The organism is Achromobacter sp. NPDC058515, assembly GCF_042721735.1.
GTDB lineage: Bacteria > Pseudomonadota > Gammaproteobacteria > Burkholderiales > Burkholderiaceae_B > Achromobacter.
In genome coordinates, this window is record NZ_JBHXNI010000010.1 from 249,676 (window position 1) to 262,924 (window position 13,249).

Genomic DNA, 13,249 nt, shown 5'->3' on the forward strand with positions numbered 1-13,249 from the left:
ACCCCGTCTGGGCGCTTATCCCCGCCGCGCGGGTCCGAAATGGGCAGCGAGCCCGCCTTGTGTATTTCGCGGGACTCAGCGCAGCGCAGAGCCGCCGCGCTCGCTGCCGGGCGTGCGGCCGTAATGCGTCCGATAAGCCCGGTTGAAGGTCGAGACTTCCTCAAAGCCCCAGCTTGCGGCGATGTCCGCGATGGAACGGCCCGGCTGCGCCTCGATGGCCAGGCGGCATTGCTCCAGCCGGCACTGGCGGACATAGGCGCTGAAGCTCAGGCCATGCTCGGCCAGGATCTTGAAAAGATAGCTGCGTGAGATGCCGAGTTCCTCGCTGGCCGAGGCCGGCGTCAGGGCGCTGTCGGCGAGGCGGCGCTGCACCAGCGCCAGGATGCGCTCCAGGACGCCCTGCCGCACCCGTTCGGCGACCTGGGCCGCGACGCCCGCGTCCTCCAGCTGGGTCCGGGACAGCAGCTCGCCGCAATGCCTGACCATCAGGGCCTGCACCTGCTGCAGTTCGTTCGCAGGCAATTCGCTGACCAGGCGCATGTAGCTGGCCAGCACCCGCCCGGCGCCCGAGCCGCCGTCCAGCACCGGCATCGCAAGGCGTCCGCGACGACCCAGCTGCGGCCGCAGCAGACCCTCCGGGATTTCAATGCAGAACATGCTGAAGTCGGTGCGGAAGTCGACTTCCCATTCAGACGCGCAATCGACCACGTAGACGTCGCCGGTCCGCGCGCGCATGGTGTTGCCGCCCTGCGAGACCACGGCTTCGCCCGCGCAGATCAGGTTGGCGAAGAAGGGGGATTGCTTTCGGTTGGCCAGCCCCGCCGCGGAAAGCCGGACCACATGAGACTGCGCCGTGATGGTGGAGCCATGCAGCTCAGGCAACAGCAGGCCGTCTATCTGGCCCCGGAAGCTGGTTGCGGCATTGCGCTCGGGCTCAAGTGGCACATAGGCGTCGCAGATGGCGTCGCGCCAATACGCGAACTGGTCCTGCGGCTTGATGACATCGGTGGTGTGGTGATAGGCCTGCGCGCTCATCTTGGGTACCGGATCATGCCGACGGGGGGGCCAGCACCCTCATGCGGATGGACGCTATGCGCCACTGCCGTGGACGCTTTGCTCTGGCCGTGCGAAGACTACCGGCCGATTATACGTACAGAAAAAATCGCCGGCCCCTAGGAATCGTCCGCAATAAAAGGACGCACGCGCCGCGGCCGGCAAGGCCAGCAAGGAGACAAAAGATGCACCCACCCGTAACGCTCGATGAGCGGATCGCGGCGTTCCGCCGCGACGGATTCGTCGTGCTGCCGGAGATCATCGCGCCCGCCCAGGTCAGCCTTCTCCAGGAGGCCCTGATCCGGATAGAGGCCGAGCACAACCTCGGCTACGCCAAAACGGCATTCGAAGGCCGCAAGACGGTGCGCATCAACAATCTGCTGGTCTACGACCCGCTGTTCTGGGACGTTCCGCTGCAACCGGAAATACTGGATCTGGCCGAGCGCCTGCTCGACCGGGAACTGCTGCTGTCCTCGCTGTGTTCGCTGACGCTGGCGCCCGGGCAGGCCGCCCAGCCCCTGCACGAGGATACGCAGCAGCTCGCCCTGCCCCGGCCGCGACCGCCGCTGGCCGTCAACGCCATCTGGGCCCTGAGCGATTTCACGCAGGACAACGGCGCGACCCACGTCGTGCCCGGCAGCCACCTCTACGACAGCGCGCCGCCTTACGGCGCCCAGGATATCGAGTCCGTGCGGGCCACCATGAAGGCCGGCAGCGTCATGCTGTTCGACAGCGCGCTGTGGCACAAGGGCGGCGCGAACGACAGCAACTCGCGGCGCTATGCGCTGTCGTGCTACTACTGCGCCGGTTGGATGCGCCAGCAGGAGAACCTGCAGCTCGGCATTCCGGCCGATCTTGCCCGACGCTTTCCGCGCCGCCTGCAGGAACTATGCGGATACAGCATCTACAAGGGCCAGTACGGGCATATCGACAATGCCGACCCCATCACGCTGCTCGGCCGCGAAGGCCGGCCCACCGTCTGGCAGGCAAGCGACGCCAAGGCCGCGCGCAATGCCGGAGCCCCCAAGGCATGAGCCCGCAAGCGCCCCTGAATGGCGTCCCGGCCTCGGTGGTCCACCTGCTGCGCGACGCCGCCCTGGAAACGCCCGAACGGCCGGCGGTGTCCTTCGAGGACACCCGCCTGAGCTACGCGCAGTACGCGGGCCTGGTCGGGGCGCTGGCGCGCCGCCTGGGCGAGCGGGTCCGGCCGGGCGAACGTGTCGCCCTGCTGATGCAGAACTCGCTGGACCTGGCCGTCGCCACCTTCGCCGTGCACGCGCTGCGCGCCCAGGCGGTGCCGCTCAATCCGGGCTACCGCGAGCGCGAGCTGGCGTTCATGCTGGAAGACGCCGCGCCGTGCATGGTGCTTCACGACGACAGCGTCAAGGTGGACCTGCGCGCCTTGTGCCCCTGGCTGGACGCCGGCTCCATCCTCGGCACGGGCAATGGCGCGGGGCTGCTCGCGCTACTGCCGCAGGCCTGCGCGCTGCCGCAGGAGCTGCCCCGGCACGAAGACCTTGCAACGCTGCAATACACCGGCGGCACCACCGGGCGCCCCAAGGGCGTGAACATCCTGCACCGCCAGATCGCCTTCAACATCGCGCAGCGCGAAGCCTGGCTGCCCACGCGGCGCGGCGCGGAAGTCGTGCTCTGCGTCATGCCGCTGTTTCACGTTTCGGCGGTATCGATGTCGCTCTACCTGAGCCTGCACGCCCGGGGCGAACTGGTGATCATGCGGCGCTTCGACGCCGCCCGGACCATCGCCGCGATCGCCGCGCATGGCGCGACACTGCTGCCGGGCGCGCCGGCGATCTTCCACGACCTGCTGCTGAGCCCGGCGCTGCGTCCCGAACGGCTCGCCAGCCTGCGAGCCTGCTTCTCCGGGGCCGCGCCGCTGCCGCGCGAGACCCTGGCGCGCTTCGAGCAACACGCCGGCTGTCCCATCTACGAAGGCTATGGCATGAGCGAAGCGGGCCCCTGCCTGGCGTTCAATCCCATGCACCGCCCCCGCAAGCCGGGCTCGGTCGGCCTGCCCGTGCCCGGCGGCGAACTGCAGGTGGTGGACCTGGACAGCGGCAGCCGGGTCCTGCCTCCGGGGCAGCCCGGTGAAATCCGCGTGCGCGGGCCGCACGTGATGGCCGGCTACCGCAAGCCGGCCCCGGACGCCGGGCAAGCGCTGCGCGAAGGCTGGTTCTACACCGGCGACGTGGCCATCGTGGACGCCGACGGCTACCTCCACCTGCAGGGGCGCCGGCACGACTGCATCAACACGGGCGGCTTCAAGGTGTATCCGCTGGAGGTCGAACAGGTGCTGCTGGCCCGGCCCGAAGTCGGCGAAGCCGCGGCCTTCGGCGTGGCCGATGCGCGCCTGGGGCAGGTCGTGCACGCGTGGGTGACGCCCGCGCCTGGCCAGCGGCTGGATACCGCCGCGCTGCAGGCCCATTGCGCCCAGCACCTGGCCGCCTACAAGGTGCCGCGCCGTATCGGCGCGGCCGATGCGTTGCCGCGCACCAGCATCGGCAAGCTCGCGCGCGGCGCGCTGGAGCCCGTTGCGGCATCCGGTCCGATTTCGCAGTGAACCGCAAAACCAGGGGAGACACATGAAACAGTCTGATTTACAGGCGCTGCAAGCACAGCTCGCCGAGCAGGGATACGCTGTCATCGAAAATGTGCTGGACGCCCAGCAGCTGGAGCACGCCCGCGCACGCGTGGCCGGCCTGATGGCCGCCGAGCGCGCCAACCCGTTCCCGCTGGACGACGAACAGCACGAGGACGACGATGAAATCCTTGCCTACTACAAGCGCCACTACACGGTCAGCGACCTCGAAGCCAGCCGCATGGTCGCGCGCATACACCAGTACCGCCGCGACAACCAAAACACACGCTGGCCGGTTCCGATCAGCAAGGTCTCGAAGAACTTCCTGCACCTGCCCACCCTGTTCGACGACGACAAGTCGCAGCGCATCTGGAACCTGCTGAACAAGGCGCCCGACATGATCCCGCTGATCGAGCACCCGGTCGTGCTGCCGATGGTGCGCCATGTGATGGGCCTGGACTGCAACCTGCACGACTTCCAGGCAACCAGCATCGGCCCGGGCACCGGCGGCGGCGCCTGGCACGTGGACGCGCCGCTGGGCCAGATCGCCGAACCCCTGCCCGAGTTTCCGCTGACCCTGCAGAACGTCTGGATGCTCGACGACTTCACGGCGGACAACGGCGCCACCCGCGTCATGCCGCGCAGCCACAAGCTGCGCAAGTCGCCCCCCTGGGGCAGCGGCCCGCTGGACGGCGAAGTCACGCTGACCGCGCCCGCCGGCTCGGTCGCCATCTGGCTGTCCAACACCTGGCACCGCTCCGGCCCGAACCACACCGGCCGGGATCGGCGCGCCATCCTCTGCAACTACAACGTGTCCTGGCTGCGCGGCTTCGCCGACTTCACCAGCACGCTGGCCTCCGACGTGGCGTCCGGGCTTTCCAACGACGCGCGCTACCTGCTGGGCTTCGGCGCGCGCGCGCCGTTGACGCGCTGACCATGTCCGAGGCCTCCATCCATCAAGCCGGCGGCGCGGCAGGCGTGGCCATTCATGGCCATTGCGACCCCATCTTCGAACCTGTGCGCGAAGCTTTCGCGCGCAACTTCCAGGACGCCGGCGAACTGGGCGCGGCCGTGGCCGTCGAGATCGACGGCCGCCCCGCCATCGACCTGTGGGCAGGCTGGGCCGACGCGGAGCGCCGCAGGCCATGGGAACGCGACACGGTCTGCATCGTGTTCTCCAACACCAAGCCGGCCACTGCCTTGTGCGCCCACATGCTGGCCGAGGCGGGCGAACTGGACCTGGACGCGCCGGTCGCCCGCTACTGGCCGGAGTTCGCCGCAGCCGGCAAGGGCGGCGTCACCGCGCGCATGCTGCTCAACCACACCGCGGGGCTGCCCGCCTTGCGCGAGCCGCTGCCCGCGGACGCCGCGTTCGATTGGGACGGCATGACGGACCGGCTGGCTCGCGCCGCCCCCTTCTGGGCGCCAGGCTCGCGGGTGGCCTACCACGGCCTGACCTACGGCTGGCTCGTCGGCGAGCTGGTGCGCCGGCTGGGCGGCTGCATGCCCGGCGAGTTCTTCCGCCGCCATGTGGCGCAGCCGCTGGCCCTGGACTTCTGGATCGGCCTGCCCGCCAGCGTAGAAGCGCGCGTCGCCCCCATCGTGCCGCCTGCCGCGCCGCAAGCGCCCTTGAGTCCGTTCGAACGCTCCCTGCAAGACGAGCCGGACAGCCCGACGGCGCTGTACGCCAGGAACACCGGAGGCTGGCGGCCAGCGGGTTTCAACAGCCGCGCCGGCCACGCGGCCGGGCTGTGCGCGGCCGGCGGCATCGGCAACGCCCGCAGCCTCGCGCGGCTGTACGGAACATTGGCTGCGGGCGGCGCGCGCGACGGCGTACGCCTGCTGCGCGAGGACACGCTGGCCGCCGCCACCGCCTTGTCCGCGCAGACCGGCGACGACGCCTGCCTGCGCGTGCCCACGCGCTTTGCCAGCGGCTTCATGCGCCAGATGGACAACCGCGCGCGCGGCCTGGACAGCGCCTGCTTCGGCGCGCAGGCCTTCGGCCATACGGGCGCCGGCGGATCGCTGGCGTTCGCCTGGCCCGAGCGCCGGCTGGCCTTCGCCTACACCATGAACCGCCTGGGCCGCAGCGTGCTGCTCGACGACCGCGCGCACCGGCTGGTGCAGGCGGTGCATGCCGCCATTGGCGCGCCGCCGCCGTCCTGACGCCATCCTGGCCCGCCTGCAACAAACATAAAAAAACCTGGAGACAACCCCATGAACACGAACTTCCCCAACCGCCGCACGGCCGCCCTTCGCCGCCTGTTCGCCGCCGCCGGCGCCGCCCTGCTCGTCCAAGGGAGCGCCGGCGCCGCCGAGCCCGTCAAGATCGGATACCTGATCCCGCTGTCGGGCAGCGCCGCGGCCTCCATCGGCAAGGACATGTCGCGCGCCACCCACCTGGCCGTCAAGCACATCAACGGCGCGGGCGGCATCAAGGCGCTGGGCGGCGCTCCCCTGCAGCTGGTCGAGGTCGACACGCGCGGCGACGCCAAGGTCGCCATGACCGAGGTCGAACGCCTGATCACCCGCGAGAAGACCCCCGTGCTGCTGGGCGCCTTCCAGAGCGGAGTAACGTTCCCCGCCACCGCCGTGGCCGAGAAGAGCCGGGTGCCGTGGGTGGTCGACCTGGCCGCCAAGGCCGACATCACCGAGCGGGGCTTCAAGTACGTATTCCGTCCCACCCAGATTCCCGCTTCGGGCAACGCCGAAAGCATGGCCGACTTCATCGCCTATGCGGGCCAGGCCACCGGCAAGCCCGCCAAGACGGTGGCCATGGTCTACGAGAACACCGACTGGGGCCAGGACATGGCCAACACGCTGCGCGCCAAGTTCAAGGCGGCCGGCATCGAACTGGTGCTGGACGAAGGCTATCCGCCCAATTCGCCCGACCTGCGCCCGCTGGTGCTGAAGATCAAGGGGAGAAAGCCCGACGTTGTCACCGTGACGTCCTACGGCGCCGACGCGGTGCAGCTGCACAAGCTGCTGGCGCAATTGCGGGTCGGCGCAACCTTCATCGGCAGCGCGGCCGGACAGATCGACAGCACCTTCATCCCGCTGGTCGGCAAGGAAGTCGCGAACCAGGTCTACACCACCAACGGTTGGGCCGGCTACGAATCGTCCATCACCACGCCGTTCGCCACGCGCTTCTGGGATGACTACGTCGCCGCCTACAAGGTGGATCCCAACGAGCTGTCCGTCAGCGCCTACGCCGCCGTGTGGGTCATCAAGGACGCGCTGGAACGCGCCGGCCGCGCGGATCCCGAAGCGATCCGCGACGCCCTGGCCCAGACGCGCCTGCAAGGCACGGACCTTAACAAACTGGTGGGCTATGACATCGTGATCGACGCCAAGGGCCAGAACCCCGAAAAGCGCTACGTGATGCAGCAGATCACCGCCGACGGCCAATATCGCACGGTCTGGCCGGAAAGCCTGGCGTCCAAGTCCTACAAGATGACGTGGCCCGCCGCCCAAGCCAAGCCCTGACCGACCCGGCATCGCCGCCGCGCCCGCTCGGCCCTGTCCGGCGCCGGCGATGCCCCGATCCCCGCAAGGAGCCCTCACTTGACCACCACCCTTATCCAGGCGCTGCTCAGCGGCCTCGCCAGCGGCGCCGTCTACGGCCTGATCGCGCTCGGCCTGAGCCTGCAGTTCGGCGTCATGAAGATCATCAACTTCGCCCACGGCGCCTTCCTGATGATGTCGATGTACGTGTGCTTTGCGCTCACCAGCCGTTTCGGCCTGCATCCGCTGGCCGCCATGCCCTTGACGGCCGCGGTCCTGTTCGCGGTCGGGTATGCCTGTCAGCGCTGGCTCCTCGACGGCATCTACCGCAAGGAAACCGCCCGCGAACCCATCGGCGTCCTGATCTTCACCACCGGCCTGTGGATCTTTCTGGACAACGCCTTCCTCGCGCTTGCGGGACCCGACAGCCACACGATCGACGCCCCCTGGGCCAACGAGGTGTGGATGCCGGGAGACCTGATCTTCACCTATCCGCAGATTGCCGGCCTGCTGTTCGCCACCCTGATCACCGCGGGGCTGGTGATGTTCCTGCGCCATACGCGCACCGGACGCGCGATCCGCGCCACCGGCCAGGACCGCGAAGCCGCCAATGTGCTCGGCATCGACAGCGTGCGCGTCTACCGGCTGTCGTTCGCCATCGGCCTGATGGTGCTGGGCGCGGCAGGCGCGCTGCTGCTGCCGCTCTACCCAGTCAACCCTTTCGTCGGCGACATCTTCGGGCTGCGCGCCTTTGTCATCGTCGTGCTGGGCGGCATCGGCTCGGTAGCCGGCGCGTTCTGGGGCGGAATCCTGGTAGGCGTCCTGGAGTCGGTCGGCAGCCAGCTGATCCCGATCACCTACGCCGAGGCGCTGATCTTCCTTCTGTTTCTCGCCACCATGTATTTCCGGCCCAGCGGGCTGTTCGGCGTGGAGAACGAATAATGGCCAAGCGCAAACTGACCTCCATGGCCGGCGCGGCCGCGCTGTGCGCGCTGGCGCTGTTGCCGCTGCTGTCCGGCAGCCAATACCTGCTGTCGGTCGCCGCCATGACGCTGCTGTACGCCTACCTGGCGCTGTCGTGGAACATCCTGGGCGGCATCGCCGGCCAGCTCTCGCTCGGCCACGCGGCCTACTTCGGCCTGGGCGCCTACACCTCGACCTGGCTGTTCGTGAACCTGGGCATCAGCCCCTGGCTGGGCATGTGGGCCGGCGCGGCGGTGGCGATGGCCGCCGCCCTGATAGTAGGCCTGTCCTGCCTGCAGCTGCGCGGGGCCTACTTCGCGCTGGCCACGATCGCCTCGTGCATGGTGCTCAAGACCCTGGCCGAGAACGCGGACACCCTGCTGGGCGGCCCCCGCGGCATGGAGGTAACGCTGCTGCGCGACGCGCCGCTGTACTTCCAGCATACCGGCAAGGCCTTCTACTACATCGTGGCCCTGGTCTTCACCGCCGCCGCGCTGCTGGTCAACCGCCATGTGCTGCGCAGCCGGTTCGGCTACTGCCTGACCGCCGTGCGCAACGACCAGGACGCGGCGCTGGCGCTGGGCGTTCCCGTGCGGCGCTACAAACTGGCGGCCGCGATGCTGAGCGCGGCAATGACCGCGCTGGGCGGCACCTTCTACGCCCAGTTCGTGCTCTACATCAGCCCGGACAAGGTCTTCGGCGCCAACCTCAGCGTCATCATCGCCGTGATCTGCATCATCGGCGGACGCGGCACGCTGTGGGGCCCCGTGCTGGGCGCGATGCTGCTGCTGCCGGGCGAAGAACTGGCGCGCTCCTTGACCGGCGGCATGGTCGGGGCCGACATGATGCTGTATGGCCTCTTGCTGATGATCGTCGTCCGATGGGAGCCGCGCGGACTGATGGCCTTGCTGGCGCGCAAGCGCTCGGCGCCGGCGCGTGGCGCCGCCCCGGCGGTCAAGCCTGTCGGGCAAGCCATGGGAGGCACGCGATGAGCCTGCTCGAATTCCTGGACGTCAGCCGCAACTTCGGCGGCGTGCGCGCCTCCGACCAGGTCAGCTTCGCCGTGGGCGCCGACGAAATCGTCGGCCTGATCGGCCCCAACGGCGCGGGCAAGACCACGCTGTTCTCCATGGCCTCGGGCTTCGTGCCGCCCAGCAGCGGGGAAATTCGCTTCAAGGGCGCCTCCATCGCCGGCAAGGACCCGGCGCGCATCTGCGCCGCCGGACTTGCGCGCACATTCCAGATCGTCAAGCCCTTTGGCGACATGACCGTGCTCGAAAACGCCATGATCGGCGCCTTCCTGCGCCATCGCGCCCCGGCCCAGGCCGCCGAAGCGGCGCAAGCCGTGCTGGCCCGCGTCGGACTGGCCGGGCGCGAACACCAGGTGGCGCGCACGCTTACGCTGTCGGGCCGCAAGCGGCTGGAGGTCGCCAAGGCCCTGGCGACCCAGCCCCGCCTGCTGCTGCTCGACGAAGTGATGGCGGGCCTGACTCCGGTGGAGACCGAAGAAATGGTGGCGCTGATCCTGTCGCTGCGCGGCGACGGCATCAGCGTCCTGGTGATCGAACACAACATGAAGGCCATCATGCAGCTATCCGACCGCATCGTCGTCATCCAGCAAGGGCGCAAGATCGCCGACGGCTTGCCGCAGCAGGTGGCCAACGACCCGCTCGTGGTGCGGGCCTATCTGGGGGAGGCCGCGGCATGATGCTAGAAATCCGGCAATTGGACGCAGGCTATGGCGACGTGCAGGTCCTGCGCGGCGTCGACATGCAAGTGGATGAAGGCGAAATCGTCAGCCTGGTCGGCGCCAACGGCGCCGGCAAAAGCACGCTGATCCGCACGGTGATGGGCTCGCTGCCGGCACTGGCGGGCGAGGTCCGCTTCCTGGGCGAGCGCATCAGCGGCCTGCCCGCCCACCTGGTGGCCCGCCTGGGCATGGCCCAGGTCATGGAGGGCCGCCGGCTGTTCGGCCACATGGACGTCGAAGACAACCTGCTGGTCGGCGCCGACGTGCTGCGCGACAAGCGCCGCAGCCGCGAAAACCTGGAGTGGGTGTACCAGCTTTTTCCGCGCCTGCTCGAACGGCGTCGCCAGCTCGCCCGCTCGTTCAGCGGCGGCGAACAGCAGATGCTGGCGATCGGGCGCGCGCTGATGACCTCGCCCAGGCTGCTGCTGCTGGATGAGCCTTCCATCGGACTGGCGCCCATCATGGTCAAGGACATCTTCGGCAAGCTGCCTCTGATCAACGCGCGCGGGATCACCATCCTGCTGGTGGAGCAGGACGTGCACCGCTCGCTCAGCCTGGCCGGGCGGGGCTACGTGCTGGAACACGGCGAGATCGTCATGTCCGGACCCGGCGCCGACCTGCTGGCCGACGAAGGGCTGCGCCGCGCCTACCTGGGGATGTAACGGCCGGCGTACCCAATTTTGAGTATGTGGGCTGCACCCATGCGGCCCTACGATGACCACGAAGGCATGAGACCAGGGCAGAGGCACGTCTATCGGGTTTAGGCCTTAAACCCGAGCTGCGCCAACCGCAACAGAGGGCCGCTGCACAAGAGCCTGGGTTCGCTCAACAAGAACACGAATATGCCATTCCGGTCACGCAGCTGCCCTCGGCCCAGGCCGCGTCGCGGCGTGCCCCGAGGACACCGGGCCCAATGCTGCGATCACATCCGTCATCAAGGAGCATCTCATGAAGACCGTCCTATCGTTCCGCGCCGCCATTCCTGTCGCGCTCGCCGCCTTCGCGCTGCTGTCCGGCCCAGCCGGCGCCCAGCCCGCGGCCTCCGCCCCCACCACCGCCACGCCCGAGCCCAATGTGACCCTCACCCGCGCGGACGTCGAGCGCGATCTGGCCGCCTGGCGGGAATCCGGCGTCGAAAGGCAGTGGATGGGCGAAGAAAGCCCGGATATCAACAGTCCCCAGTACATCGCCGACTACAGAAAGTACATGGACACCGTAAGGCCGGGGTCGGCATCCCAGCCGCAATCCCCGACTCAGTCGGAATCGCAGCGCAGGTGGTGAAGCCGCCGCGCCGCATAGCATGCGCCGCGACCCCGGGACGGGGGGAGAGCAACCGGCACTCTCCCCCCGTCTGAAACCGATGCCTGCCCCTCAACCAGGCATTTCCCGCGACTCCCACGGGGCGGGAAACGTTCCCCGTTTATGATTCAGCGCTTCCCCTACTGGAGCGCGCAACCATGGCGAACACCCCGCAAGACGTGGAACGGTATCTGGCCAAGTCCCATCCCAGCGAACTCTACGTCCACGCCCTGACCCTGTTCGAACAAGGCCACAAGGACGAAGCCGTCAAATGGTTCTATGCCGGCCAACTGCGCTTTCGCTATCTGCTCTCCGCCAACCCCGGCCTGCCCCAGGATGACGAGCCGGCCGCCATGGACGCGCTGAACGCCACCGTGGGATCCGGCATCAACGACTGGGCCGGCGGCTCGCCCGACGATTGGGCCGACGCCATGCAGTCCGCGTTGGACTGGGACGCCGCCACCCCCAATCCCGTCACCCCCAAGGACCAGCACGCCGACGCCCTGCGGGTAACCCGCGCCGGCCTGGAATCCCTGATCCGGCAGGTTCGCGACAACGTGGACCTGATCCGCGAAGAACGGAAGCAGGCCGGGCTGGAAAACCGGTGATTCCGGAATGACCGGCAAACCCTGCCCTGCGCCGGGTTTACCGCCGGTATTCCGTTATCTCGCGGCGAACTCAGACCGTCCCAGCGAAGATATTTCCTTCGCAATTCTATTTTTGAATAGCTGAATTTTCAGACACTTTCGTGACGATTCGTTGAATAAAATCCGCGCACTTTCACTTGTGCACACTTCAACGGAGTTACGCAGATGATTCAGCAAGACCTGGCCGCCACGCCGATACCCGTTGCGGCCAGCCTCCCCTCTTCGCAGCCGGCCCCTGCGCACGATGCGCCCGTCTTGCAGGCCTTTCCAGTGCAGTTCCATGGCATGGCGCGCGACTATTTCGGAATCTGGCTCGTCAACGTCCTGATGACCGTCATCACGCTGGGCATCTGGTCCGCCTGGGCCCAGGTCCGCACCAACCGGTGGTTCTACGGCCACACGCTGATCAACGGCCACGCCTTCGAGTATCACGCCACTCCCCTGCAGATCCTGAAAGGCCGGCTGATCGCCATCGCGCTGATCGCCGTCATCTCCGTCGCGAGCTACGTCTCGCCCCGGCTCTATGTGCTTCTGCTCGTGCTGATCATCGTCGCCATGCCCTGGGCCATCAACACGGGCCTGCGCTTTAGCGCATGCATGACGTCGTGGAGCAATGTGCGCTTCGACTTTTACGGCCGCTACTGGCGCGCCTTTGCCGTGTTCCTGCTCCTGCCGATCATAGCCATGGCCACGTTTGGGCTGCTCGCTCCGCTGCATTCGAAGCTGCAGGGGCGCTATCTGGCCGACGGCTACCGCTACGGCGGCGCCTCCTTCGCCTGCGCGCCCCGGCTGAGCGAGCTCTATCGCGCGCTATGCCGCAGCGCGTTGCTGGTCATCGCCGTCGCCGCGCCCGGATTCTTGGCGGCGTATCTGCTGTCCATGTCCGCGGGAATTCCCTTCACCTGGGAATCGCTGCTGTGGGCATTCGTCTTCGGCGCGAGCTACATCGTGTGGCCCGCTATCCTTGGCGTGTATGCAGCCCTGTTTGTCGGCGGCCTCTATTACGGCGCGTGCGTGCGCAACGAGATCTACAGCCAGACGACCATCCAGGGCGGCCACCGCCTGCAAAGCCTGCTTTCGCCCTTGCGCTATGTCTGGATCGTGATGTCCGGCTTTCTGGCCACCGCGGTCACCCTGACCCTGGCCTATCCTTGGGCGCGCGTGCGCCAGCACCGCTATCTGGCGCAAAGCACCACGCTGCTGGCCGCCCCCGGGCTCGACGCATTCGTATCGCGGCGCCGTCGCGCTCCGGGCAGTTTCGGCGGCGAATTCAGCGAGCTTGAAGGCTTTGCCAGCGCTGCCTCCATCTGACCACGACGTCATCCGCGGCCGGCTCTTTCACGCCGGCGCGGCCGCCCACCGACCCGCGACACTGGAATGCCGGGCAGACGGCTCGTTGACGGTGCATGACGGGGAAACGCAGCACACGCTGCCGCC

General features: G+C 68.2%; 13 protein-coding genes. 12 read left to right on the top strand and 1 reads right to left on the bottom strand.

Translation table 11 applies throughout. The features are described from left to right. Positions 1–75: 75 nt before the first annotated feature. Positions 76–1,035 (bottom strand): helix-turn-helix domain-containing protein, encoded by a 960-nt coding sequence (locus tag ACFWP0_RS18780; protein WP_377844519.1) that lies wholly within the window; start codon positions 1,033–1,035, stop codon positions 76–78. A gap of 203 nt (positions 1,036–1,238) precedes the next feature. Between ACFWP0_RS18780 and ACFWP0_RS18785 the strand changes: the two genes are divergently transcribed. The 12 genes from ACFWP0_RS18785 to ACFWP0_RS18840 all read left to right on the top strand — a co-directional run bounded on the left by ACFWP0_RS18785 (position 1,239) and on the right by ACFWP0_RS18840 (position 13,123). Next, entirely contained in the window at positions 1,239–2,087 is an 849-nt protein-coding gene (locus ACFWP0_RS18785) for a phytanoyl-CoA dioxygenase family protein (protein ID WP_377844521.1), read from the top strand. Continuing rightward, positions 2,084–3,631 (top strand): class I adenylate-forming enzyme family protein, encoded by a 1,548-nt coding sequence (locus tag ACFWP0_RS18790; protein WP_377844523.1) that lies wholly within the window; start codon positions 2,084–2,086, stop codon positions 3,629–3,631. Before ACFWP0_RS18785 ends, ACFWP0_RS18790 begins: the two co-directional genes overlap by 4 nt. 22 nt (positions 3,632–3,653) lie before the next feature. Next, positions 3,654–4,583 carry a phytanoyl-CoA dioxygenase family protein gene (locus ACFWP0_RS18795; RefSeq protein WP_377844524.1) on the top strand — a complete coding sequence of 310 codons (930 nt, stop codon included), beginning with the start codon at positions 3,654–3,656 and terminating at the stop codon, positions 4,581–4,583. Positions 4,584–4,585: 2 nt separating this feature from the next. After that, positions 4,586–5,815 (top strand): serine hydrolase domain-containing protein, encoded by a 1,230-nt coding sequence (locus ACFWP0_RS18800; protein WP_377844527.1) that lies wholly within the window; start codon positions 4,586–4,588, stop codon positions 5,813–5,815. 51 nt (positions 5,816–5,866) lie between these two features. Further along, positions 5,867–7,135 carry an ABC transporter substrate-binding protein gene (locus ACFWP0_RS18805; RefSeq protein WP_377844529.1) on the top strand — a complete coding sequence of 423 codons (1,269 nt, stop codon included), beginning with the start codon at positions 5,867–5,869 and terminating at the stop codon, positions 7,133–7,135. Positions 7,136–7,213: 78 nt separating this feature from the next. Then, positions 7,214–8,095: a branched-chain amino acid ABC transporter permease gene (locus ACFWP0_RS18810; protein WP_377844531.1), complete on the top strand. Its 882-nt coding sequence runs from the start codon at positions 7,214–7,216 to the stop codon at positions 8,093–8,095. Next, complete coding sequence (locus tag ACFWP0_RS18815; RefSeq protein WP_377844533.1) at positions 8,095–9,108, top strand: branched-chain amino acid ABC transporter permease; 1,014 nt, start codon at positions 8,095–8,097, stop codon at positions 9,106–9,108. Before ACFWP0_RS18810 ends, ACFWP0_RS18815 begins: the two co-directional genes overlap by 1 nt. Continuing rightward, positions 9,105–9,824 (top strand): ABC transporter ATP-binding protein, encoded by a 720-nt coding sequence (locus ACFWP0_RS18820; RefSeq protein WP_377844536.1) that lies wholly within the window; start codon positions 9,105–9,107, stop codon positions 9,822–9,824. Before ACFWP0_RS18815 ends, ACFWP0_RS18820 begins: the two co-directional genes overlap by 4 nt. Continuing rightward, complete coding sequence (locus ACFWP0_RS18825; RefSeq protein ID WP_377844537.1) at positions 9,821–10,528, top strand: ABC transporter ATP-binding protein; 708 nt, start codon at positions 9,821–9,823, stop codon at positions 10,526–10,528. Before ACFWP0_RS18820 ends, ACFWP0_RS18825 begins: the two co-directional genes overlap by 4 nt. Before the next feature lie 286 nt (positions 10,529–10,814). Then, a complete protein-coding gene (locus ACFWP0_RS18830; RefSeq protein ID WP_377844539.1) occupies positions 10,815–11,147 on the top strand; it encodes a DUF4148 domain-containing protein in 333 nt (110 codons plus the stop codon). Between the two features lie 176 nt (positions 11,148–11,323). Next, a complete protein-coding gene (locus ACFWP0_RS18835) occupies positions 11,324–11,773 on the top strand; it encodes a hypothetical protein (protein WP_377844541.1) in 450 nt (149 codons plus the stop codon). A gap of 204 nt (positions 11,774–11,977) precedes the next feature. Next, entirely contained in the window at positions 11,978–13,123 is a 1,146-nt protein-coding gene (locus ACFWP0_RS18840) for a YjgN family protein (protein WP_377844543.1), read from the top strand. Positions 13,124–13,249: the final 126 nt, after the last annotated feature.

Excerpts from the sequence above, each read along its gene's own strand:
- ACFWP0_RS18820 (WP_377844536.1), top strand. The coding sequence starts at position 9,105 with ATGAGCCTGCTCGAATTCCTGGACGTCAGCCGCAACTTCGGCGGCGTG.
- ACFWP0_RS18800 (WP_377844527.1), top strand. The coding sequence starts at position 4,586 with ATGTCCGAGGCCTCCATCCATCAAGCCGGCGGCGCGGCAGGCGTGGCC.
- ACFWP0_RS18805 (WP_377844529.1), top strand. The coding sequence starts at position 5,867 with ATGAACACGAACTTCCCCAACCGCCGCACGGCCGCCCTTCGCCGCCTG.
- ACFWP0_RS18790 (WP_377844523.1), top strand. The coding sequence starts at position 2,084 with ATGAGCCCGCAAGCGCCCCTGAATGGCGTCCCGGCCTCGGTGGTCCAC.
- ACFWP0_RS18795 (WP_377844524.1), top strand. The coding sequence starts at position 3,654 with ATGAAACAGTCTGATTTACAGGCGCTGCAAGCACAGCTCGCCGAGCAG.
- ACFWP0_RS18840 (WP_377844543.1), top strand. The coding sequence starts at position 11,978 with ATGATTCAGCAAGACCTGGCCGCCACGCCGATACCCGTTGCGGCCAGC.
- ACFWP0_RS18785 (WP_377844521.1), top strand. The coding sequence starts at position 1,239 with ATGCACCCACCCGTAACGCTCGATGAGCGGATCGCGGCGTTCCGCCGC.
- ACFWP0_RS18780 (WP_377844519.1), bottom strand. The coding sequence starts at position 1,035 with ATGAGCGCGCAGGCCTATCACCACACCACCGATGTCATCAAGCCGCAG.
- ACFWP0_RS18815 (WP_377844533.1), top strand. The coding sequence starts at position 8,095 with ATGGCCAAGCGCAAACTGACCTCCATGGCCGGCGCGGCCGCGCTGTGC.
- ACFWP0_RS18830 (WP_377844539.1), top strand. The coding sequence starts at position 10,815 with ATGAAGACCGTCCTATCGTTCCGCGCCGCCATTCCTGTCGCGCTCGCC.
- ACFWP0_RS18835 (WP_377844541.1), top strand. The coding sequence starts at position 11,324 with ATGGCGAACACCCCGCAAGACGTGGAACGGTATCTGGCCAAGTCCCAT.
- ACFWP0_RS18825 (WP_377844537.1), top strand. The coding sequence starts at position 9,821 with ATGATGCTAGAAATCCGGCAATTGGACGCAGGCTATGGCGACGTGCAG.